Annotated in this window: 23 protein-coding genes; 18 read left to right on the top strand and 5 right to left on the bottom strand. The window is 45.5% G+C overall.

Annotated features, from left to right (window positions below; genetic code table 11):
- Positions 1 to 177: 177 nt before the first annotated feature.
- The 13 genes from sps_RS06410 to rnd all read left to right on the top strand — a co-directional run bounded on the left by sps_RS06410 (position 178) and on the right by rnd (position 15,108).
- Positions 178 to 1,155 carry a LysR family transcriptional regulator gene (locus sps_RS06410; protein ID WP_077751779.1) on the top strand — a complete coding sequence of 326 codons (978 nt, stop codon included), beginning with the start codon at positions 178 to 180 and terminating at the stop codon, positions 1,153 to 1,155.
- A 206-nt stretch (positions 1,156 to 1,361) separates the two neighbouring features.
- A complete protein-coding gene (eat, locus tag sps_RS06405; protein WP_077751778.1) occupies positions 1,362 to 2,822 on the top strand; it encodes an ethanolamine permease in 1,461 nt (486 codons plus the stop codon).
- Between the two features lie 168 nt (positions 2,823 to 2,990).
- On the top strand, positions 2,991 to 4,358 hold the full coding sequence (locus tag sps_RS06400; RefSeq protein ID WP_077755571.1) for a glutamine synthetase family protein: 1,368 nt from the start codon (positions 2,991 to 2,993) through the stop codon (positions 4,356 to 4,358).
- 90 nt (positions 4,359 to 4,448) lie between these two features.
- Entirely contained in the window at positions 4,449 to 5,891 is a 1,443-nt protein-coding gene (locus tag sps_RS06395; protein WP_237158006.1) for an aldehyde dehydrogenase family protein, read from the top strand.
- Positions 5,892 to 5,965: 74 nt separating this feature from the next.
- Positions 5,966 to 7,135 (top strand): iron-containing alcohol dehydrogenase, encoded by a 1,170-nt coding sequence (locus tag sps_RS06390; protein ID WP_077751777.1) that lies wholly within the window; start codon positions 5,966 to 5,968, stop codon positions 7,133 to 7,135.
- Between the two features lie 45 nt (positions 7,136 to 7,180).
- The gene (locus sps_RS06385; RefSeq protein WP_077751776.1) at positions 7,181 to 7,879 is read left to right on the top strand and encodes a glutamine amidotransferase-related protein; all 699 of its coding nucleotides are present in this window, start codon (positions 7,181 to 7,183) and stop codon (positions 7,877 to 7,879) included.
- A gap of 179 nt (positions 7,880 to 8,058) precedes the next feature.
- Positions 8,059 to 8,778, top strand: coding sequence for a tRNA (adenosine(37)-N6)-threonylcarbamoyltransferase complex dimerization subunit type 1 TsaB (tsaB, locus tag sps_RS06380; protein ID WP_077751775.1), 720 nt, complete (start codon positions 8,059 to 8,061; stop codon positions 8,776 to 8,778).
- A 91-nt stretch (positions 8,779 to 8,869) separates the two neighbouring features.
- Positions 8,870 to 9,253 (top strand): hypothetical protein, encoded by a 384-nt coding sequence (locus tag sps_RS06375; protein WP_077751774.1) that lies wholly within the window; start codon positions 8,870 to 8,872, stop codon positions 9,251 to 9,253.
- A complete protein-coding gene (locus sps_RS06370) occupies positions 9,246 to 9,953 on the top strand; it encodes a M50 family metallopeptidase (protein ID WP_077751773.1) in 708 nt (235 codons plus the stop codon). The genes sps_RS06375 and sps_RS06370 overlap by 8 nt, the downstream gene beginning before the upstream one ends.
- 148 nt (positions 9,954 to 10,101) lie before the next feature.
- Positions 10,102 to 10,932 (top strand): class I SAM-dependent methyltransferase, encoded by an 831-nt coding sequence (locus tag sps_RS06365; RefSeq protein ID WP_077751772.1) that lies wholly within the window; start codon positions 10,102 to 10,104, stop codon positions 10,930 to 10,932.
- A gap of 236 nt (positions 10,933 to 11,168) precedes the next feature.
- Entirely contained in the window at positions 11,169 to 12,044 is an 876-nt protein-coding gene (locus sps_RS06360; protein ID WP_077751771.1) for an alpha/beta fold hydrolase, read from the top strand.
- Positions 12,045 to 12,240: 196 nt separating this feature from the next.
- Complete coding sequence (gene fadD, locus sps_RS06355) at positions 12,241 to 13,914, top strand: long-chain-fatty-acid--CoA ligase FadD (RefSeq protein ID WP_077751770.1); 1,674 nt, start codon at positions 12,241 to 12,243, stop codon at positions 13,912 to 13,914.
- A 75-nt stretch (positions 13,915 to 13,989) separates the two neighbouring features.
- Entirely contained in the window at positions 13,990 to 15,108 is a 1,119-nt protein-coding gene (gene rnd, locus sps_RS06350; protein WP_077751769.1) for a ribonuclease D, read from the top strand.
- Between the two features lie 79 nt (positions 15,109 to 15,187).
- Here rnd and minE read toward each other — a convergent pair whose 3' ends face one another.
- Genes minE through minC form a run of 3 tightly spaced genes read right to left on the bottom strand, consistent with a single transcriptional unit; the run spans position 15,188 to position 16,950 of the window.
- Positions 15,188 to 15,445, bottom strand: coding sequence for a cell division topological specificity factor MinE (gene minE, locus sps_RS06345; RefSeq protein WP_077751768.1), 258 nt, complete (start codon positions 15,443 to 15,445; stop codon positions 15,188 to 15,190).
- A gap of 2 nt (positions 15,446 to 15,447) precedes the next feature.
- The gene (gene minD / locus sps_RS06340; protein WP_077751767.1) at positions 15,448 to 16,257 is read right to left on the bottom strand and encodes a septum site-determining protein MinD; all 810 of its coding nucleotides are present in this window, start codon (positions 16,255 to 16,257) and stop codon (positions 15,448 to 15,450) included.
- 27 nt (positions 16,258 to 16,284) lie between these two features.
- Entirely contained in the window at positions 16,285 to 16,950 is a 666-nt protein-coding gene (gene minC, locus sps_RS06335; protein WP_077751766.1) for a septum site-determining protein MinC, read from the bottom strand.
- A 120-nt stretch (positions 16,951 to 17,070) separates the two neighbouring features.
- On the opposite strand from minC, the gene sps_RS06330 reads away from it, so the two are divergent.
- The 4 genes from sps_RS06330 (at position 17,071) to sps_RS06315 (ending at position 20,379) form a co-directional block, all read left to right on the top strand.
- Positions 17,071 to 17,352: a YcgL domain-containing protein gene (locus tag sps_RS06330; RefSeq protein WP_077751765.1), complete on the top strand. Its 282-nt coding sequence runs from the start codon at positions 17,071 to 17,073 to the stop codon at positions 17,350 to 17,352.
- A gap of 18 nt (positions 17,353 to 17,370) precedes the next feature.
- On the top strand, positions 17,371 to 18,381 hold the full coding sequence (locus tag sps_RS06325) for a lytic murein transglycosylase (protein WP_237158005.1): 1,011 nt from the start codon (positions 17,371 to 17,373) through the stop codon (positions 18,379 to 18,381).
- A 117-nt stretch (positions 18,382 to 18,498) separates the two neighbouring features.
- Positions 18,499 to 18,939: a YcgN family cysteine cluster protein gene (locus tag sps_RS06320; protein WP_077751764.1), complete on the top strand. Its 441-nt coding sequence runs from the start codon at positions 18,499 to 18,501 to the stop codon at positions 18,937 to 18,939.
- Between the two features lie 138 nt (positions 18,940 to 19,077).
- Positions 19,078 to 20,379, top strand: coding sequence for an IS4 family transposase (locus sps_RS06315; protein WP_077751763.1), 1,302 nt, complete (start codon positions 19,078 to 19,080; stop codon positions 20,377 to 20,379).
- Positions 20,380 to 20,439: 60 nt separating this feature from the next.
- Here the strand turns inward: sps_RS06315 and dsbB are convergent, their stop codons facing one another.
- The gene (dsbB, locus tag sps_RS06310) at positions 20,440 to 20,970 is read right to left on the bottom strand and encodes a disulfide bond formation protein DsbB (RefSeq protein WP_077751762.1); all 531 of its coding nucleotides are present in this window, start codon (positions 20,968 to 20,970) and stop codon (positions 20,440 to 20,442) included.
- A gap of 130 nt (positions 20,971 to 21,100) precedes the next feature.
- A complete protein-coding gene (gene nhaB, locus sps_RS06305) occupies positions 21,101 to 22,684 on the bottom strand; it encodes a sodium/proton antiporter NhaB (RefSeq protein ID WP_077751761.1) in 1,584 nt (527 codons plus the stop codon).
- Between the two features lie 315 nt (positions 22,685 to 22,999).
- Here nhaB and fadR point away from each other — a divergent pair, with 315 nt between their 5' ends.
- Positions 23,000 to 23,755 carry a fatty acid metabolism transcriptional regulator FadR gene (fadR, locus tag sps_RS06300; protein WP_077751760.1) on the top strand — a complete coding sequence of 252 codons (756 nt, stop codon included), beginning with the start codon at positions 23,000 to 23,002 and terminating at the stop codon, positions 23,753 to 23,755.
- Positions 23,756 to 23,798: the final 43 nt, after the last annotated feature.

Genomic DNA, 23,798 nt, shown 5'->3' with positions numbered 1-23,798 from the left:
GTCATTAATTCTGTAGTTTTGTTTTTTATTGGTTGTTTATACTGAATTGATCTTAAGGATAATTTCAGCAAGTCTAGATATAAGGATATTAATTTACAATTTTTGAGTAATAAAGCTACTAAATAGATGAGTTTCATGGCATGTTTTTTATTAATCCCAGCAGATCATCAGGTATGAGTGCGAACATTTGACTTCGATTTAAAAGCCTTGCAGGTGTTCGTCATGACGGCGCAAACCGGCAACATGACAGAGACGGCGAAGCGTCTGGGCTTGACTCAATCTTCAGTATCACAGACCTTGTCGGTGCTCGAGAAGGGTGTGAATGTGAAGCTGCTGGATCGCAATGTACGTCCAATAGGCCTGACTATTGCTGGCAGATATTTTTTCGATCAATCCTCTCACCTCTTATCTCAAGCTGAGCGGACTCAAAGAGTCATAGCCCAAGGCTGCTTCGAGCAGTTACATCTGGTGCGCATCGCCTTGGTGGACTCTTTGGCAACCGCTCTGGGGAAACCTTTAATAGAGGTGGTGAAGCGACGTACTGAGAACTGGACATTAACGACGGGTCGCTCAAACATGCATGCCGATGCCTTGATGTCCCGGCAACTCGATATCATTATCTCAGATGATGCCCTCGAAGATAATGATGATATTTGCCGATATCCCATTCTTTCAGAGCCATTTGTGCTGGTGGTGCCTGCACATTTTCACCTATGTGCGGGTGAACACCTTTCGTTAAAGGAAGTAAAGCAGCTTGAGAAAGAACTTGATTTTGTTCGCTATACCCAAGATTCCCTTATTGGGATCTGTATCGAACATTACCTGAAGCGTCTCGCCATAGAGCCAAGTATGCGTATACAGTTGGATAATACCTTTGCGGTTCTGTCTATGGTGGCAGCGGGCATAGGTTGGACCATCACCACCCCTCTGTGTCTGTATCAGAGTGGGATAGGACTTGAGCGATTAAAATGCCTGCCTCTGCCGATAACATCCCCTTTGCATCGCCAATTAACCTTAGTGTGTCGTCGACATGAATTAGGCGATCTTCCCCAACAAATGGCTAAAGACAGTTGTGAGATTATGAGGCAGAGCTTCTTGCCGGAATTTGAAAAAGATCTGCCCTGGCTAATGTCGGCGATCACTGTAGGCGAGTAAAGTTACTGATATTGTAGAGTGCAATAGATAAAATTTTAGTGGGATAAACACTCTAGTATTAAAAATTTTAATACTAGAGTGTTAGCACAAATGATTGTTGTTGTTCATTTGGCAGGAGGCCATTAGGTTCGATGAAGCGCTATTTTACCATGAGTTTTTAACGCATTTATCGGGCCGTTTCGCAAACCAAGATAAAGGGAAGTGTCATGTCACAAGAATCAAAGCAACAGGCTGTAACTAGTACAAAGAGTAGCAGCATCGAGTATCAAGCCGTTTCCGATGAATACATGAGTAAGAGACAGTTAAAACAAGGTGTAGCTGGCTGGATACTGCTTGCCAGTTTAGGGGTCTCCTATGTGATTTCAGGTGATTTTGCCGGTTGGAATTTTGGCTTAGCCCTAGGTGGTTTTGGTGGCATGTTTATCGCGACTTTGGTGATGGGCTTGATGTACATCTGTCTGGTATTGAGTCTGGCTGAGATGTCCTCTTCTCTACCCACGGCGGGAGGTGGATACAGTTTTGCTCGCCGAGCCATGGGTCCCTGGGGAGGTTTCTTAACTGGTACCGCAATCTTACTCGAATACGCCATTGCCCCGGCTGCTATTGCTGTGTTTATCGGCAGTTATGTCAATGAACTCATAGGTATCGATGGCCCCATAGTCTATGGTGCCTTCTATCTGACTTTTGTTGGGCTGCACCTGTGGGGAGCGACGCAAGCATTACGGATCATGATGGGGATAACCTTGTTGGCGGTTATCGCCATTGGCGTCTTTGCTTTCGGTATGATCCCGCATTTCTCCGTGGATAACTTGTTCGATATTGCGGCTAATCCAGATGTTGCTGGCTCGAGTCGTTTTCTGCCTGAAGGCTATATGGGGATTTGGGCGGCTCTGCCATTTGCTATGTGGTTGTTCCTCGCGGTGGAAGGCGTGCCATTAGCAGCGGAGGAGGCCACTAATCCATCGAAAGACATGCCAAGAGGTATCATAGCTTCCATGCTGGTCTTAATCGTATTTGCTGCCGTGGTGCTGCTACTGGTGCCCGGCGGGGCAGGTGCCGATGCCATGAAGGCACATGGGGCACCTTTGGTGGGGGCACTGCAGTCTGTTTATGGCGCAGATTCTGTTGCGGCTAAATTTGTCAATTTAGTCGGTTTGTTTGGCCTGATCGCCAGCTTCTTCTCGATAATCTATGCCTATTCCCGTCAGGTATTTGCACTCTCCCGCGCCGGTTATATTCCCCGTTTCTTATCATTATCTGGCCAGCGGAAAGTGCCTGTGTGGGCCTTAATTGTGCCAGGTATCTTAGGTTTCTTGCTGTCCTTATCCGGAGAGGGGGACTTGATGATCACAATGGCGGTATTTGGCGCCACTATCTCCTATGCCATGATGAGCCTGTCTCATATTATTCTGCGTAAGAAAGAGCCTGAACTCGAGCGTCCTTACAGAACGCCCGGTGGCATTTTTACTTCAGGGATTGCTCTAGTGCTTTCTTTAGTCGCTTTGGCTTCGACCTTTATTGTCAGTTTGCAAGCCGCAGCCTGGTCGGCATTATTCTATTTAATCATGGTGACTTATTTTGTGCTCTATAGCCGACACAGACTGGTGGCTTCGGCTCCCGAGGAAGAGTTCGATATGATCGCATCTGCGGAATCTGAGCTGAATTAAGTCCAAAGAGTAGTGACAGCAGCCCCTTGTTTTTATGACTAATATTAAGTTATCAGCAGGGGAGTAGTCATTAAGCGTAAGTCAGTTTTATCGGCTCGTTAGCTTAGGGACATGTTGGTGTCGGTAAGTGAGCCATTAATGAAAGGGAACATGACGATGAATACGGGAATGCAAGCAAGAGAAGTAAAGAATGTTGCCGATGCTATGGCTATTGTCGAAGCGCGTAGCTTGAGTCATGTCAAAGTTGGTGTGTTTGATAATGATGGTGTGATGCGGGGCAAATATATGTCCAAGTCTAAGTTCTTCGCTTCATTAGAGAAAGGCTTCGCGTTTTGTGATGTGGTGCTTGGCTGGGATATGAAAGATCAGCTTTATGATAATGCGAAATACACCGGCTGGCACACTGGCTATCCTGATGCGCCAGTGAGGATCTTGCCCCACACCTGTCGTGATGTGGTCGATGAGCCAGGCATGTTGCTGTTTATCGCCGAGTTTGCCGAGGAGGCAGAAGCTGTTTGTCCCCGTGGTGCACTGAGACGGGTGATTGAAAAGGCTGACAAAATGGGCCTTAAGGCGTTCGGAGCGCTTGAATATGAGTTTTTTCTCTTCAATGAGACTCCTCATTCAATTCGTGAGAAAAACTTTCGTAATTTAGAAACCGTGACACCGGATTGGTTTGGTTATTCGATGATCCGTAACTCGGTGCATTCTGACTTGTATGAGGCGATTCTAGAGATGGGGGAAACTATGGATTTTCCCATAGAAGGTATACATTCAGAGACGGGGCCGGGGGTTATTGAGGCCGCTATTGCTGTTGATGGCGTTGAGGCGGCAGCCGATAAAGGCGCGCTATTTAAGACCTTTATGAAGGTATTAGCACAGAAAAGGGGCTTGATGGCCACTTTTATGGCGAAATGGTCAGGTGATTATCCGGGGCAGAGCGGTCATATTCATCTTTCACTGCAGGATAAAAATGGTCAGTCGGCATTTTTCGATCCCAGTCAGCCCCACAACATGAGCAAGCTGCAGCGTAACTTCCTCGCCGGACAACAGCAGTTGATGCCGGAGTTTCTGTGCATGATAGCCCCAACTATCAACAGTTATTCACGTATGGTTCCCGGGTTTTGGGCGCCGACCGATGCCACCTGGGGCGTCGAAAATCGCACCACTGCACTGAGAGTGATCCCTGGCAGCGCTAAGTCTCAGCGAATTGAATATCGATTGGGCGCCGCTGACGCTAATCCATATCTTGCTTTAGCCGCCGCGCTGGCCAGTGGCTTATACGGCATAGAGCATCAACTCGAACCTCAAGCTCAAGTCAAAGGTAATGCCTATGAACAGGAGCATGATGCCGCCCTCGCATTGCCCGGTACCCTATGGGATGCCGCGCAGCGATTTAAACAATCACAGGCGGCAAAAGAGTGTTTCGGGGAGCAGTTTGTCGAGCACTTTGCCATTAGCCGTGAGTGGGAGGAACGAGAATTCAGGAGGCATGTTAGCGATTGGGAGATGGAGAGGTATTTTGAGATCATCTAGTCGCTCAGACATTTAATCTTGATTGGCTAATGAGTTAAGTCAGTGGTGTTAAGCATTTTTGTGTACTTTTAAATGGGAGTCCTGTACTCAATGAATATGTCGCAGCAAGCAAAGTTATCAGATGAAATCAGTAAGATTAAGGTTCAACAGACCATTTCACCCATAGATGAAAGTGTCTATTTGACTCGACACTTGGCTGATGAGGAAGAGGTCTTTTCCTGTGTGGAACGGGCAAGTCAGGCGTTTAAAGGCGAAGATATAGGATGGAAGTCGACCCCGCTGGCCAAACGCAAAATGTTCTGCCAGGCGGCTATCGATATTTTAGTCAGCCATAGAAAGGAGATTGCCCAAGAGCTGAGCTGGATGATGGGTCGTCCGGTTCGGTACGGCGCCGGTGAGCTCGCCGGCGTCGCAGAGCGCAGCGAGTACATGATTAAGGTGTGTGAACAGGCTCTGGCTGATATCGAATGTGAAGAAAAGGTGGGATTTACCCGTTATATCAAGCGCGAAGCATTAGGTGTTGTGTTGGTGATTGCCCCTTGGAATTACCCTTATCTCACCGCCATCAACGCCATCATTCCTGCGCTACTGGCAGGTAATTGTGTGATCTTAAAGCATTCGGCTCAGACCCCAGCGTGCGCCGAGCGTTTGTTTCAGGCGTTTGAGCAAGCTGGGCTCCCCGAAGGCGTATTTCAGTATCTTCATATGGATCACCAACAGACGGCAAACCTTATCAAGGATAGCAGGATCAGTTATGTGGCCTTCACCGGCTCAGTATTTGGCGGTGAAATGGTAGAAAAGGCCGCTCAGGGGCGTTTTATCGGCGTGGGACTCGAGCTCGGAGGTAAAGATCCCGCCTATGTGCGCCAAGACGCTGATGTTGATAATGCGGTGGAGACCCTAGTTGATGGGGCTTTCTTTAACTCAGGTCAGTCTTGCTGCGGTATAGAGCGCATCTATGTTCACCACAGTGTGTATCAGGAGTTTGTCACTAAGGCTGTGGCTTTAACGAAGCAGTACACATTAGGGCGCGCCGATGATCCTGATGTGACCTTAGGGCCGTTAGTGAGACGAGAGGCAGCCGATTTCGTGCGTGGCCAAATAGCGGAAGCCTTGGCCCAAGGCGCCGTTGCTCAGATCGATGAATCTTTGTTTGAATTGAGTCGAACTGGGACGGCTTATTTGGCACCGCAAATTTTAACTAATGTGGATCATCAGATGCGGGTGATGACAGAAGAGTCTTTCGGCCCTGTGGTGGGGATCATGAGTGTCGCAGATGACAATGAAGCACTGAATTTGATGAATGACAGTGACTTTGGCTTAACGGCGAGTATTTTTACTCGTGACATTACCAAGGGCATTGCGCTAGGTGAGCAAGTCGAGACTGGCACCTTCTTTTTGAATAGATGTGATTACTTAGACCCTGCATTGGCCTGGACTGGTGTCAAGCTATCGGGCCGAGGTTGCACCTTATCACAGCTCGGATTCGAGCAGTTGACTCGACCTAAGTCATTTCATATCAAACACCCTTAGTGGGGATTTCTAGGGCAAGTTCAGCTCTGTTGAGCATATGAGTTTAATACAATAAACATTGAAGGAAGTCATCTATGTTATTAGAAGCTAATTGGAATTTCCCCACAGACATCACAGTGGGCGAGGGCTGTATCAAGCAGATTGCCATACGTTGCCTCGAGCTTAAGATGACCAATGTCTTACTGGTGACCGATCCCGGGCTAGCCAAGCTGCCCATGGTGCAAGAAATCCTCGATGTTTGTGTCGGTGCAGGCCTAGATATCAACATATTTTGCAATATTCAGGCTAATCCGACGGGAGATAATATTCGCAGTGGGATCGATGTGCTCAACAGTGGCAGATTTGACGGCGTGGTGGCACTGGGTGGCGGTTCGAGCCTAGATGCGGCCAAAGCGATTGCCTTGATGGCTAAACAAACAATTACCTTATGGCAGGCTGAAGATGTAGGCGATAACTGGACCCACATTGATGCGAATTCCATGTTACCCGTAGTGGCTGTGCCCACTACTGCTGGTACTGGCTCAGAAGTAGGTCGGGCTTCGGTGATCACCGACACGGACGGAGAACGTCATGTGAAGCGCATTATCTTTCATCCCAATATGTTGCCTGGCAAAGTCTTGCTCGACCCTAGGCTGACAATAGGTTTACCGCCCCATATTACCGCTGCCACGGGGATAGACGCCTTATCTCATAATCTGGAAGCTTATTGTGCCCCTTTTTATCACCCCATGGCGGAGGGCATTGCCATTGAGGCAATCAGGTTAATCAAAGACTTTTTACCGAGAGCCGTAGCCAATGGTGAAGATATTCAGGCGCGTACTCAGATGCTGGTCGCATCTAGCATGGGCGCCACCAGTTTTCAGCGCGGGCTGGGTGGAATGCATGCGATTGCACACTCCCTCGGCGCCTTGTACAACAAGCACCATGGTTTATTAAACGCAATCTTGATGCCTTATGTGTTATTAAGAAACAGAGCCGAGATTGAGACTCGTATTACTAGACTTGCCAGTTATCTAGGGTTAAATGACCCTAGTTTTGAGAGTTTTCTCTCTTGGGTACTCGAGTTTAGACAAGCATTGTCTATACCTCATAGCTTGAGTGAAATAGGCATTAATCTGGATGATGTTGTGCTGGTGGGTGAGATGGCCGCACGGGATGCCGCAGCAGCAGGAAATCCAGTAAAGTTAACGCCTGCGCAATATTCAATTTTATTCAGTGACGCGGTCAAAGGTCAGCTGTATTAAGTTATTTTAGTCGGTTGTGTGATATGCGCTTACTGGGGGAATAAAATGATAATCGGAATTTTGCAGTGTGATGATGTGACTGAAGAGCTGCAGGTGAGGCATGGCAATTATCCTCAGATGTTTACTCAGTTGTTTGAGGCGATAGAGGAAGATATTCAGTTTAATGTGTATCGCGTAATAGAAGGGGAATACCCTAAGTCCATCCATGAATGTGATGGTTATATCACTACCGGTAGTCGTTTCGGGGTAAATGATGTTCATGAGTGGATCAAAGATCTCGAGGATTTTGTCCTAACATTACATCAGTCTAAGAAAAAGTTGATTGGGATATGTTTCGGTCATCAGATGATAGCTAAGGCCTTAGGTGGGGTGGTGGAGCTGTCACCGAAAGGGTGGGGAGTCGGTGTCAACACCTCTAAGGTTCAGCGACAACAGCATTGGATGGAGCAAGATAAAGACAATATATCACTGGTGGTGAGTCATCAGGAGCAAGTGATGCAATTACCAGAGGGCTCGCAGATCTTAGCATCGAGTGAGTTTTGTCCCTTTTATATGATACAGATTAATGAGCATTTTCTTGGGATACAGGGCCATCCGGAATTCAGTAAAACCTATTCGTATGACCTTATGCAGGCTAGGCGGAAACGTATCCCCTTGCAATGCATCGAAGCTGGCATAGACTCACTGACAATGGCCGTCGACGATAAGTTAGTGACCCGCTGGTTAATCAATTTCTTAAAGTAATGGTTATTGAGCGCATTCGCTTGTTTTATAGCCACTCAATCATTTTTTAACTGTGTAATTTAGGTTTTAGCCGCCGACAAGTGAATAACACATAGGTTATAATGTTAATTTTTACGCCGTCTTGCTGAGCTTCTTGGTTCGTCGAGGCGTGACTTTAGCCTTTTTGTTTGTGGTAGAAGATGACAGATATACAGAAAACCTCCGATGAGCTCACCATACTCTCATTAGACACCTGCACCGAGTCTTGCTCGGCGTCCCTTGTGGTCGACGGCAAGACATATCATGAATTAGCGATTGTGCCACGTGAACACAGCCAGCGTATATTGCCTATGATAGATAGTGTCTTATCTCAAGCTAATATCAAGATCGCCGATGTGGAGCTTATTGCCTATGGCCGAGGACCGGGTAGTTTCACCGGGATCCGGATCTGTACCAGCATGACCCAAGGCTTGGCCTTAGGACAGGATATCCCTGTTATTGGTTTATCTAGCCTGCAGACCATGGCTCAAGCCGTATATGACGATCAAGGTGGCGAGCAGATCATTGCCGCTATTGACGCTAGAATGGGGGAAGTTTATTGGGGCCAGTTTGTGGTTAACAAAGGTATTGCGGAGCCTGTTAGCTCTGAGGTGGTGATAGCCCCGGATGCAGTGACCTTAGCGCCGGATACTCAAGGTGCTATCCTTGCTACTGGTACCGGATTTGAGACCTATCCTCAACTACTCCAGCTATCAGATGAGATAGTGCTTGCCGATAACATTAAGTTTCCCGATGCTAAATCTATGTTAGCGCTGGCAAAACAGGGTTATACTCAAGGACTATCGACCTCTGTCGATGAACTTGCCCCTGTATATGTTCGTGATACGGTAACTTGGAAAAAATTACCGGGACGTGAATAAGGCCTATCGCGATATAAGATAAGCTTAAGATTATGGGTCATTAGCTGGTGGTAATAGTTACGGCGCGTAGCCAAGGAAAGGAGTCGATATAATGCAGATCCAAACCAATCATTCTAACGTACTCAAGTCCGGGGCATCTAGTATCGCGCCGGCATCTCTAGATGCCATAAAACTGAACACTGGCAATCGAGTCGAGAGCTCTTCTCGCGTCCAGCAGTCTGACAAGGTTCAAGGTTTAGCCCAAAGAGAGGAGGTGAGAGAGAACGACTCAGATGAGTCATCGAGTAAGCAAGCGATGGCTGTCGATATTCAATCTCCGATACCAGACCCCTTGGCTTCTCGTTTAGGTGCCAAACTGCAATATGAACAACAGACCCAAACCAGTGAAGGTGCCGTTGCTCAATACCTGACCAATCAACATGCGGCTGAGAGAGAAGCTATTCAGCAGATGGTTGGGATAGATACCTATGCTTAATCAGTCGAGTACCCTTGAGACACAGACAAGTGTGCCGCATACTGGTGCGCCGAGCCGAGGGCGATTCTTAGTCGAACTCTTAACCGCTTTACTCATCACACGCTTACCTTTTATTAGTGTCCCTTTTAAATGGCTCGAAAGCTATTTTCATGAATTGTCCCATGGTCTGGCGACGTTGTTGACCGGTGGTGCAGTGAGCCATATTCAGTTATTTCCTAATGGTGCCGGCTTGTGCTTCAGCCAAGGCGGCTGGCCAGTTGCCATAGGTTTCAGCGGTTATTTCGGTGCAGCGCTGTGGGGGTATTTAATCTTTATTCTTGCCACTTGGCCTAAGGGGATAAGGGTGAGTTTCGCGCTACTGGGCGGCGCGGTCGTATTGACAACCTTGTTGTGGGGGCGGGATCTTTTGACTATTGGGATTTTAGCGTGTTTAGCCGTACTCTTCCTGTTGCCACTGAAATTAAATAAAAACCGCTTTATGGGTAGTGGTCTTAGGATCATGGCGTTAATGATAATGTTAAATGCTCTGGCCAGTCCCACTGTTTTGCTTGGCCTTAATGGAAAAGGTGATGCCGCCATGTTGGCCGGTGCCACTTGGATCCCTGCCTGGATATGGGTATTTCTGTGGCTGGCTATCAGCGCCGCGATGATTTTCCTATGCTGGCGACGGGTGGATCGGGCTGCATCGAAAAGCGTCTAAACAGATAATGTCTTCCCTAGATCTGCTCCTGTAACATTTTCTCACCATTTTCAAGCCGCAACTCGTAGAACTTGACGTAAACCTACTTGGTTTTTGACGTGTCTGCTGCTAGCTTGGATATCGAATTTTTATCTACAAGGAAGCAAAAATGAAAAATATAACGCTTTTGGCCAGTGTAGTCTTGACTGCGGTTGTCAGCACCGGAGCCAGTGCACACTCTACAGGACATGAAGCTACATCATTACAGCAAGTCGTGAGCAGTGATTTCAGACAAGAGAAGAATGTTAGCCGCGACAATTATCGCCATCCGGTCGAAACACTTAAGTTTTTTGAGATAAAACCCACTGATACTGTCATTGAACTTTGGCCTGGAGGAGGTTGGTATGCTGAAATACTCGCCCCCTATCTGGCTGCTGAGGGGCAATATGTGGCAGGTAACTTTAATACTAAGCCTGTAGATGAGAAAAAGAAGCAAGGCTATCGTGTTAAGTCGGGTAAGAAGTTTGAAGCTTGGCTCAAAGACAATAGCAGCACCTTAGGCCAGGCGACTACGGTGACGTTTGAACCGCCAAAGTTTTATTCATTGGGTGATGAGAATAGCGTGGATACGGTACTGACTTTCAGAAACTTGCATAACTGGGCAATGAAAGGGCACTTACAACCTGTGTTTGAATCTGCCTTTAAAGTCCTTAAACCCGGTGGCACATTTGGTGTGGTTGAGCATAGAGCCAATCCTGGTATGGATGCAAAAACAGGCTATATGGACGAGGCTGAAGTCATAGCGTTAGCCGAAAAGGTAGGTTTTACACTCATTGCTAAGTCAGAGATAAATGCCAATACCAAAGACACGAAGAATTATCCAAAAGGCGTATGGAGCTTGCCGCCAAGACTGGCGTTAGATGATTTAGATAAAGAAAAGTATCTGGCTATTGGTGAGAGCGATCGCATGACGTTAAAATTTAGCAAGAATAAGCAATAATCGACTGACATCTTAGATCATTTGTGGCAATCTCACGCCCCCCGAAATGGGGCTGGATTGCCACAATTACCTGCTAGTGTTGTATCTCTTCTATATCGCATACTTAACGCAACCTATGTAAACTCACAATGGTTTGCGCAATAGCCAAGCTATTTCGAATCTTGTGATTAAGGGGGCTGCCGAATAATAGGTTATGGCTGACGATACTCACTGAGTTACTGAAAGGATATCAATTTATGTGGCACTCGAGTGTTGAGGAAAATGAGGTCGAATTTCAATTACCTCATATACGTCTGTCTGGTCGACGTTGGGGGAGCACAGATAAGCCCTTGTTGTTGGCACTTCACGGTTGGCTGGATAATGCCAATAGTTTTGAGCCCCTGGCTGAGCATTTACAGGATTATCAAATATTAGCGATAGACTGGCCAGGTCATGGGCACTCTGAACATAGACCTGGCGCTTATCCACTACATTGGATTGATTACTTGTATGATCTTGAACTGTTAATCGACAGGCTCAGTGGGCAACAAGTCCTAGCCGGATTAGTGGGACATTCATTGGGTGGTATCGTCGCCGCTGCGTATACCGCTGCTTTTCCAGATAGAGTGCCTAAGTTAGTGTTAATGGAAGCGGTGAGTCCATTATTTGAATCTGCCTCTAAAAATAATCAAAGATTAAGAAACAGTTTTGCCAGTCACCTTCAGTGGGTAAAGAAGCGTGCTGCTTTACCCACTGTTTATGATTCAATTGAGGTCGCTGTTAAGGCAAGATCCCGTTTAACTGGGCTCGATAAGGCCTGGTGTAGACTGCTTGTTGATCGAAATATGCAACAACATGACATAGGTGTGAGTTGGCGTAGCGATCCTCGGCTAAAATTAGATTCACCATTGAGGTTAACGTTTGAACAAGTCGATGCCTTGATGACAGATCACGATGTAGAGACGTTATTAATTACTGCAGATGCTGGTTATGAGCAGATAAACTCATTATTGCCTAAAGCTGAGTTATGGTTCAATCGACTCTCCTGGGTGAAATTGGCAGGAGACCATCACTTGCATATGGGCAATGCATTGGCTGTGGCTCAGTCGATTGATCTTTTTATGTCGAAATGACGAAAATAAGATAAGAAAAAAAGGGGCTAGGTTTTTTACTCTATTTATGTGATGATGATCAAAATTAAAACGACTGTATGAATTAAGCGTTACTTAGAAAAATAATTAAAATCAGTGATTTTTGCCTGCTGGACAGCAAGCTATTTATAGGCCAATAGGTTTATATCCACTGGATGTGGAGATTTAGGAGAGATTTGTGGAACAGATTTGGATTAATAATTTACCGGATGATGTACCCGCTGAGATTGACGTTGAGCAGTATGCTTCACTTGTCGATATGTTTGAGACCTCAGTATCGAAATTTGCCGATCAACCTGCTTTCGTCAACATGGGGGCGACGTTAACTTATCGTAAACTGGAAGAGCGAAGCCGTGCTTTCGCCGCTTACCTTCAGAACGAACTTAAACTAGAGAAGGGCGATAGAGTCGCAATCATGATGCCAAACCTATTGCAATACCCCATTGCTTTATTTGGGGTGTTACGTGCCGGCATGGTGGTGGTCAATGTTAATCCCCTCTACACACCGAGAGAATTGAAACATCAGCTGAACGACTCGGGGGCTAAGGCCATTGTCGTTGTATCGAACTTCGCTCATACCTTGGAAAAAGTTGTCGAACAGACACCAGTAGAGAGTGTGATTTTAACTGGGCTCGGCGATCTTCTCAGTGCTCCTAAACGCACCTTAGTGAACTTTGTTGTCAAGTATATCAAGAAGATGGTGCCGAAATTCAATCTCCCTCACGCGATTTCCATGAGAAAATCCTTGAGCAAGGGGCGTCGCTTACAGTATGTAAAACCTAAGCTGGTTAAAGACGATCTGGCTTTCCTACAATACACAGGTGGCACAACTGGCGTGTCTAAAGGCGCCATGTTGACCCATGGTAATGTGGTCAGTAACTTACTTCAGGCCAATGCTGCTTATTCACCTATGCTCAACGATGGTAAAGAATTTGTGGTCACTGCTCTGCCGCTTTATCATATTTTTGCGTTAACCGTGAACTGTCTGCTGTTTATGCATAAAGGGGCGAACAATCTACTGATCACCAACCCCAGAGATCTGCCCGCTTTTATCGGTGAGTTGAAGAAACATCCCTATACAGCCATTACCGGTGTTAACACCTTATTTAATGCCCTGGTTAACTCTGACGAGTTTAAGAAGCTGGATTTTTCAAACCTGAAGCTGTCAATTGGTGGTGGCATGGCCGTACAACGCGCCGTCGCTGATAAATGGCAGGGGATAACTAAGACTAAGTTGTTGGAAGGGTATGGGTTAACCGAAGCTTCGCCTTTGGTGACCTGCTGCCCCTATAACCTTGAAGGTTATAACGGCGCCATTGGTTTTCCCGTTGCTATGACCGATATCCAGGTTCGTGATGATGACGGTAAGATCTTGGTACAAGGTGAGACCGGAGAGCTCTTTGCTAAGGGACCACAAATCATGTTGGGCTATTGGCAGCGTCCAGAAGAAACTGCCAAAGTCATCGATGAGCAAGGCTATCTGGCCACCGGTGACATCGGCTATATGGATGAGCAAGGCTACTTCTTTATTGTCGATCGTAAGAAAGACATGATTCTTGTATCTGGCTTTAATGTATTTCCCAACGAAGTCGAAGAAGTTGTCGCCATGCATTCAGGTGTGATTGAAGTGGCTGCAGTGGGGGTACCTAATGACATTTCAGGTGAAACTGTGAAGGTGTTTGTGGTGCCAAATGATAAATCTTTAAGCGAACGGGATATCATCGACCATTGCCGTCAGCATTTAACGGGATATAAAGTGCCTAAGCTGGTAGAATTCAGAGATGAGCTACCGAAAACCAACGTAGGTAAAATCTTACGTAGAGAGTTAAGGGATGAGGTTAAGTCAGCCTAATCTTGTCATTGACACCTTTCCTTTCTAAGCCGGCTATATGCCGGCTTTTTAACGATACAATCTTGGGAGAAGACCTTGTTAGCGTTTGAATACATAGAGGACGATGCGAGCTTAACGGCACTCGTATCGCAATATCGACAAAGTGATCTATTGGTATTGGATACTGAGTTTGTACGTACCCGTACCTATTATGCTCGTCTAGGTTTAATACAGGCCTATGATGGCAAAACGTTAGCTCTGATAGACCCAGTTGCTGTTAATAATTTATCTGAGTTTTGGAGTTTACTGACCGCGCCTGGCATTACCACTGTGCTTCATTCATGCAGTGAAGACCTCGAGGTCTTTGCCCGTAACGGTAATTGTCAGCCCTCGAATCTGTTCGATAGCCAGATCGCCGCAGCGCTTTGTGGCTTCGGCCATGGACTGGGTTATGGCAAGTTGGTTGAGCAAACCTTAGATATTAGCTTAGATAAGGGCGAATCGCGCACCGATTGGATGAAGCGCCCCTTGAGTGAAGCTCAGCTCAACTATGCAGCTAATGACGTGTATTATCTTTATAATCTTTATCCTCAGTTACTCGAAAAGTTACAAGAGCAGGGGCGTTTAGCCTGGGTATTTGAGGAGGGAGAGCGGATGACCTTAGGCCGATTGACACCGCCAGATCTGGAGCAAGCCTACCTCAGGGTGAAGAATGCCTTCCAATTGAGCCCTAGACAGCTAGCCTACCTCAAGGTGCTGGCTCAATGGCGCTTAAAGAAAGCGATCGAACGTGACTTAGCTGTGGGGTTTGTGGTTAAAGATCATGCCTTGATCGGTTTAGCCAAGAAACAGCCAAAGACGAGCCAAGATCTTTATAAGATGATCGAGCTCACCGAGCAGGAGAAGCGTATTCATGGTAAGGATCTGTTAGCCCTGTTGAAAACCGCTGATGTTGACAATCCGCCGAAGGAAATCGATGTTATCGCCTTAAAAACGGGTTACAAAACCTCATTTAAAACGATAAAGAGCTGTCTGGTTAGCCTATCCGAGGAGCAAGATGTTCCTATCGAATTATTGGGTTCTAAGCGGTATATTCATGGATATTTACAGTGGCTATGGGACGGTAAAACAGGGGACTTGCCCTTGTTATTGACGGGCTGGCGTAAGGATTTAGTTGAGACGGCATTGACTGAGTTAACACTGTCTAATATTTGATAGTGTGTCGTGTATTATTCAAAAAACGCCGCATCAAAGATCAAAGATGCGGCGTTTTTTTGTTTAGTTAACAGCGAGCTTACTTTTCAGGTAAGGTCACATTTAATTCGAGTACAGATAACTTTTCATCGTTTTGGTCAAGTTGCACCGAGACCTGGTCAATATCAACCTGCACATACTTTCTGATCACTTCTATAATTTCCTGCTTCATCTTAGGAAAGTAATCAGGTGCATCACGCTCGCCCCTTTGATGGGCAACGATGATCTGTAAACGTTCTTTAGCCGTTGATGCCGTATTGGGCTTTTTCTTGGTCTTGAAGTAATCGAGTAAAGACATAGTTAGCTCCCAAATATCCTTTTTAAGAAACCTTTCTTCTGTTCGGTGATGAATCGCAGAGGAAGCTCCTCACCCAGTAGACGGTCTACGCTGTCGGTATAGGCTTTTCCTGCATCACTCTCTTGATCTAAAATGACGGGCACACCTGAGTTTGAAGCTTTTAATACCGCTTGGGACTCAGGGATCACGCCGATAAGCGGGATTGCGAGTATCTCTTCAACATCTTCGACACTGAGCATCTCTCCGGTTGATACTCTGCTTGGCGAGTAGCGGGTGAGTAACAGATACTCTTTAACCGGCTCTAAACCTTCTTCGGCACGTTTAGATTTACTCTGTAGCATGCCTAGAATACGGTCAGAGTCTCTAACCGAGCTGACTTCAGGATTCGTCGTGACAATGGCTATATCGGCAAAATAGAGTGCCATCATGGCACCCGTTTCGATACCTGCGGGTGAATCACAGATGATATATTCGAAATCTTTAGCGAGATCTTGCAGGACCTTACCAACGCCTTCCTTGGTCAATGCATCTTTATCACGAGTCTGGGATGCTGGGAGTATGTAGAGTTTTTCGCAACGTTTATCTTTAATTAAGGTTTGGCTGAGGTTAGCCTCACCATTGATGACATTGACAAAATCATAGACTACTCGACGTTCACAACCCATGATTAGATCTAAATTACGCAATCCAATATCAAAATCGACAACGACAGTCTTATGTCCCTTCAATGCCAAACCGGTAGCAATTGCAGCACTGGAAGTGGTTTTTCCTACGCCGCCTTTACCTGAGGTGACAACAATAATTTGCGCCATGTGTGCTTCTATCCTTATTTCTGTCTTTTAAAGTGGTAACGCTTCGATGGTGAGTGATTCACCCTCGAGTCGAATACAACCACTTTTCGTTGTACTGTTTGCTTGAATGTTTTCTGCTAGCCAATATTGACCTGCGATGGAAACCAATTCTGCATCGATGGATTTAGCGATAATGACTGCATGTTTATCACCGGCAGCCCCTGCCATCGCCTTACCGCGAAGAGGCCCATAAACATGAATGCTGCCATCGGCAATTAACTCTGCGCCATTGCCAACGGTGCCAACCACGATGAGATCGCTGTTTTTAGCGTAAATCTGCTGCCCCGAGCGAACATTTTGTTTCACTATCTTGGTGGTCTTAGGCAGTTGCGGTTGAGCTTTTGCTTGCTTGCCAGATTTTATCAGTGCTAAGCCTAAATCTTTAGCTTGAGCTGCCACGTCCAAAATCGCGTCTGTGATGCCTACTATAACGAGTTGCCTCGATATTAGCAGGTCTTTGAGTGCGGCAAGGTTATAATCGGGATCAGTAATTGAGCTAAGATTGACAACCAGAGGGGCGCCAATAAAAAACTGAGGGGCGATAGCTAATTTACTATCTAACTCTGCTGTGACTTGTTCCAGATCAAAATGATTGATATGAAGCACAGAAAGCGTAAAAGAGGAGCCTTTCAATTCTAGGCTGGGTTTCTGCATTCCGATATTGCTCTTTATAAATAACCAGCAGTGACGCTGATATGCATTATATTCCTGACCTTCCATGTTATAGTGTGACTCAGAGACTGGCAAGTTGAATAGTTTGGAAAGTTGGTATATATGATCTGTGCTGTATATAAGAGTCGCCTCAAAGCCGACAGTTATCTTTTTGTTGAGAAACGTAATGAATTTGAGCGTGTCCCTGGGGCATTAATGGAGATGTTTGGTTCACCGACATTAGTCATGATGTTACCCCTGTCTAAAAGAGATCATTTGGGCTTTGCTGATATAGATAAAGTCAAAAGTGAACTGGTTAAAAAAGGTTACTATTTACAACTGCCCCCTCCAAAGGTTAACTTACTAGAAGAGCATAAGAAAGCGATTGGCTACAGCGGTAAATAGCCTGAATAGGGAATGTTTATGGTGCTAAAGAAGCCTTGTATATGGGCGATGCAATTGTTAGTTATGCCATTACTGATGATGGCATCCCCAGCTGTGTTGGCCCAAGCGCCAAGTAAGCCTGACAGTTTTAACGAGTATCTATCTCAATTAAAACAAGAAGCCATCGATCTAGGCATCGACAAAACCAGCATAGAAGCCGCATTTCCTAAAATTAAACGTTTTAAACAATCTACCCCGCCAAAGCAAGACCTCAATCTTCCTGTATCTCTTGAGACATACCTGCCGACAACAGTATCCGATGCGAATGTCATCACAGCCCGTGCTTTTTTTAAAGAGCATAAAGATGTGCTGGACACATTGGGGGATAAGTATGGGGTTCAGCCAAGATTTATTTTAGCCTTGTGGGGTATCGAATCACATTATGGCGCGTCTCTTACGAGTTACCCGGTTCTATCTGTTACCGCTTCCTTAGCTTTTGAAGCTAAAGAGCCTTCCCCTTATAAAAATGAGTTTTTCGCTTCCTTGAAGATCTTTGCCCAAAGGCAAGTGGCTTTCGATGACCTCAGGGCATCGAGAACCGGCGGTATGGGACAGATTCAGTTGACCCCCAGTATGTATCTTAGTTATTCCCAAGATGGTAGCGGAGATGGTAACAAAGATATTTGGAATAATCGCTTAGATGCGATGGCTTCAGCAGCGGCTTTTTTGAAAGAAGCGGGCTGGAAGAGCCAAGAGACATGGGGGCGACAAGTGAGAACTCCCGAAGAGTTTGATGCAGGACTCGCGTCATTATCGGTGAAGAAGACATTCTCACAGTGGTCAAGTTTAGGGCTCACCCGCTTCGATGGCAGTGCGCTACCGGCACGGGATGATATGCAAGTGTCTCTCATCATGCCCGATGGCCCTGCTGGTCGAAAATACCTAATTTATGACAACTACCGCTCATTATTGGCGTGGAACAATTCGGATTATTTTGCCATATCTGTGGTTTACCTGTCGGAAAGATTAAAATTCCCCGTCATCAAATAACCTGTTTTACAAATGCAATCGGTGGTGCGCGGTCATGGTGAAAATCATGACCTTCAATGAACTGGCTAACTAGTGTAAAATAACGGGTGAAAGTCGTCTTTTTTATAGAATTGAATAATGGAATTTTGGAAAGAAAAAACCTTAGCAGAGATGAACACTTCAGAGTGGGAGTCGTTGTGCGATGGGTGTGGTAAGTGTTGCTTGAATAAAATTATCGATGATGATACCGAAGAGCTTTATTACACCAACGCCGCATGTAAGTTACTCGATAGCCATGAAGGCCATTGTATCCACTATTCAAATCGATTTGACTATGTACCTTTATGTACTCAAGTGACCATGGATAATGTCGCCGAGTTGACTTGGTTACCGGATAGCTGTGCCTATCGACGTTTATATCTAGGCAAGTCATTACCGAGTTGGCACCCTTTAATCACGGGCTCTAAAGCGCAGATGCATCAAAATGGCATGTCGACACAGGATAAGGTGATCTGCGAGACGACAGTAAAATATATGGAAGATCATATCGTACTCTGGCCATTAAAAGACCTAGATTAGTCGATGAATTTAGTGAATATAGAAAATAAAAAAACGCCCGAATAGGGTAATGCCGATCATTTAGTGATTTATCGATCGGTTGACTGATCTTCTAGATGCTTCAGAATCCGAGTCCTATCTCTAGGTCTCGGATTTTTTATGCTAGTTTCCCAAGCTTTTGACATGATCAACCAACTCAAGCCCCATCAAGTTGAAACCCTCGCAGATTTACTCCCTCTGGAGTTGATAGAGGAAGCGTATTCATTAACTGAAACAGTCACGATTAGAAAACGTAAATTAACACTAGAGTCAATGGCTTGGCTTATTATTGGAATGGCTATCTATAATGATAAGTCGATGGCTCACATCATTAACATGCTCGATATCGTTGATAGAGAGGGCAAGCCATTTGTTGCTCCGAGCGCATTAACTCAACGACGAAAAAATCTCGGTGAAGCGGCAATGAAAGCTCTGTTTGAGTGCACTCAAGCTCACTGGAATCGTGAAGCTCTACATCCAAACTGGAATGGACTGACGTTACTGGGAGTCGATGGTGTAGTCTGGCGGGCGGAAGATACTCCCGATAATGCAGAAGCCTTTTCTCGACAAAAAGAGACTCAATATCCTCAAGTTCGTATGGTCTGCCAAATGGAATTGAGTAGCCATCTTATTACCGCCAGTGCTTTCGATGATTACGCCGTTAATGAGATGATTTTGGCCGAAAAGCTCATCGACTCCACACCGGATAATAGCCTGACATTATTTGACCGAGGTTTTTATTCGCTAGGGCTACTTTATCAGTGGCAATCCACTGGTAACGAGCGACACTGGTTGATTCCTTTGAAAAAAAATGTCCAATATGAGGTGCTTCGCAGCTTGGGGCGCAACGATAAAATAGTCCAATTAAAAAGTAATCCACATGCTAGAAAACGATGGCCAGAACTGCCTAATGAGCTGGAAGTACGACTCATAAGTCGAAAGGTTAATGGCAAGGAATACTCGGTTTTGACATCAATGATAGATCCCATGCGTTATCCCGTTGCAGACATAGCTGATTTATACGTGCATCGATGGGAAATAGAATTAGGTTATCGAGAGCAAAAACAATACATGCTAGGTAATCGTTTAACGTTGAGAAGTCGACTGCCAGAGCTTGTAAAACAGGAGTTGTGGGGGATCTTACTCACCTACAATCTAGTGCGTTATCAGATGGTGAAAATGTGTCATCAACTCAAAGGGGATTATCTCCCTTATCAGTTGAGTTTTAATGGTTCTTTGGCTCATATTTTGAGGCTATTAGTGGGTTTGCCCTACTCGACACCAGGTGCAATTCCTCGTCAGCTTAAATATTTCTATGACATGGCAGAAAGCCTGATTTTAGAGCCCAGACGAACTCGATCTTTTCCTAGGACGGTCAAACGAAGGCCACAGAAGTACGCCAGAAATAAAAAATGCCAGTAAGCTTAACTTACCGGCATTACCCGAATAGGGCGTTTCTTGATCTGATACCGATTGGTATAATTATCGATAATCGGCGATGAATGCTTGTGTTGGCTTGCTTGCCGATAAAGCGGGGATAATAAAGACCATTAAAGCAATCAGGTAAGCAGCGAAAGCCCCAATCATATATTGTCCCATCGTGACTCCCATCATTTCCCAAGGAATATCACTGCACATACCCGTGGGCATGAATATTGAAGGAAGCCATTCATGTAGTGGCATCCAAGTAGGGAACTCAGGTAAGAAAGAGCAGGTAGCAAAAGGAGATGGATTCATTTGCATATCAACCAGCTCTAACGCTATTTTTAAGCCCCATGCAGCGCTTATTCCCCAAGCTATTATTGCGATGAGTCTGGCAAATCGATTTTTATGGCCGATGATGCCGATTAATCCTGCGGCAAAGATACCGAAAATGGCGAGTCTCTGATAGATACACATGACACAAGGGTCTAATTTCATCACGTGTTGAAAAAAGAGGGCGGTTAATTCGAGTCCTAAGGCGGTGCCCGCTAAAATGATCCAGGAAAGACGTGATTGAGCAAAGTGAATCATTGGCTTCAAAGCATATTCTCCGTAATTATGATATTGGTAAAAATAAAACGCCCAAAAGGACGTTTTTATGACTGTCTAAAGCTGAATAAGTTCAGTGGTTTTTCTAATAAAAATCTCACTGCACAACAGGTTAATGACCGGTCACTGCACTCACCGCTTCTTTTGCCGAGTGATGGATCAGTATCCCTGAGTCATAGAAATACTGAGTCATGTGCTCCAGTGCGCCAAACTGAATGGCTACCACACCGACGATTGATAACACTATCGTATAGGGCAGGGCCATCCACACCATGCGTCCGTAAGATAAACGAACTAACGGCGCGATTGCCGAGGTCAACAAGAACAGGAAGGCAGCCTGGCCGTTCGGTGTCGCAACTGAAGGTAAGTTGGTACCCGTATTCACGGCGACGGCTAACAAGTCGAATTGATCTCGGGTTATCTGACCATCGAGTAGCGCGAACTTGAGCTCGTTAATATAGACTGTGCCGACAAAGACATTATCGCTGACCATGGAAAGCAGACCGTTGGCGATATAGAAGATGACGAGCTGAGTGTTACCTTCGTAATTCAGTGCCCATTGAATCACTGGGGCGAATAGCTGTTGATCGATAATGACCCCGACGATGGCAAAGAATACGGCCAACAGGGCGGTAAAAGGCAGGGCTTCTTCGAATGCCTTACCCAGTGCATGTTCATTGGTTATACCATTGAAAGCCGTTGCAAGTATGATGACAGACAGGCCGATTAAGCCAACAGAGGCTAAGTGTAGAGCCAGACCTAATACCAACCAGACACCGATGAGTGCTTGAACGACCAGCTTCATCTTGTCATGTCTAGTACGATGTGCATCTTCATGGGCATCGTAATCGGACAATATCTTATGTACGGCATCGGGAAGTTGCACGCCGTAGCTGAAGGCTTTAAATTTCTCTACTAGGTAACAAGTCGCTATACCGGCAATAAAAACCGGAACAGTGACGGGGGACATACGGATTGCAAATTCGGCGAATTGCCAATTTGCTTGTGCGGCTATTATCAAGTTTTGTGGTTCACCCACCATAGTACAGACACCACCGAGTGCGGTACCCACGCCGGCATGCATCAATAAATTACGTAGGAAACCACGAAAGGCTTCTAACTCATCTTCACACAGCTGGTTATTGCCTTCATCTGTATGATCATGATCATCAGAGAAAGATTTCCCCGAGGCGACTTTATGGTAGATGGAGTAGAAACCGATGGCGACAGCAATGATGACCGCGATAACAGTTAATGCATCGAGGAAGGCTGATAACAAGGCAGAGGCCAAGCAGAACATTAGAGATACGACGATTTTAGATCGTATCTTAGTGATCATCTTAGTGAAGGCAAACAGGAGTAATTGCTTCATAAAGTAGATGCCAGCGACCATGAAGATCAGCAGCAAGAGGACTTCTAAATTTGCCTCAATTTCATGTAATACCTGATTGGGCGAGGTCATACCTATGGCAACGGCTTGAATGGCTAATAAGCCACCGGGCTGAAGAGGGTAACATTTTAGCGCCATGGCTAAGGTGAATATGAACTCGATGACGAGTAACCAACCAGCGGCAAAGGGGTTAATATAAAAGATTATTGGATTTATTATTAAAAAAGATATTATCGCGATTTTGAACCACTTGGGTGAGTTCCCCAAGAAGTTGTCAATAAACGCCTGACGCATTGTCACAGGCATAGCACCCTCTCAAATTGATATATATACATATGATTGATAGTAAAGAACAACAGTCTATTTGAATCCCTTCAGTTTAGCGTAAAGAAACAATTAATTTAATACCTTAGTTACATCTAATGCTTAAAAATAGCTTAATAATTAGATCATAATGGCAAAAAGATGCCAAAGTCGTGAACCGGATAGGGATTTTGTGCTTTTTTGAGAGCGGAAACTTTGATCTTAACCAGTATTATTTCATATAAGGTTTCCATTTTTTGCCGCTCTGGTATGATCAGTTCTCAAAATAACACGAACTAGAGTGGGAAAAGTAACCTGATGACCATTGCCCAGAAACCACCTTTAACTTCAAAAGACTCAGGGATCATTGAGGCTAAAGGTCCGGCGAGCTTTGCTGAAAAATATATTGTCCGATCGATTTGGGAAGATAAGTTTCCACCGGGTACGATTTTGCCTGCAGAGCGTGAGCTTTCTGAATTAATCGGCGTTACACGCACCACACTAAGAGAAGTGCTTCAGCGATTAGCCAGAGATGGCTGGCTGACGATTCAACATGGCAAGCCGACTCGAGTCAATGATATTTGGGAAACATCGGGACTCAATGTTTTAGAGACCATTGCTGATCTTAATCCTGCCGGTGAACCCGTGTTGTTGGAACAGCTACTTTCGGCTAGAACCAATATCAGCGCCATCTATTTTAAGGGGGCAGTTCGTCATAATCCCGATAAAGTGTTGGAAGCATTGGAGCAGATCTCGAGTTTAGATGATGACCCTCAGGCTTATGTCGATTTTGATTATCAGCTGCATCATACTTTAGCCTTCAACTCAGGCAATCCACTCTATGTCCTCATCCTCAATGGTTTTAAAGGCCTTTATAGTCGAGTGGGTAAGGATTATTTCACTATCCCTAAAGCGCGTGAGCTTGCGTTTGAGTTTTATGAAGGGCTAAAACAACTTGCGGCAGAGAAAAACCACAACGCGATACCGGCTTTGATGCGCAGTTATGGAATCAACAGCGGTAAAGTGTGGCAGAGGTTTAAAAATAGCCAGGTCCAAAATACGGAAAATGAATAGCCACTGATCTGCTAGCTGAGCTTCTGTTCATGTCATTAAACTG

The organism is Shewanella psychrophila (assembly GCF_002005305.1).
GTDB lineage: Bacteria > Pseudomonadota > Gammaproteobacteria > Enterobacterales > Shewanellaceae > Shewanella > Shewanella psychrophila.
This window is presented reverse-complemented; position numbering and strand designations above follow the sequence as displayed.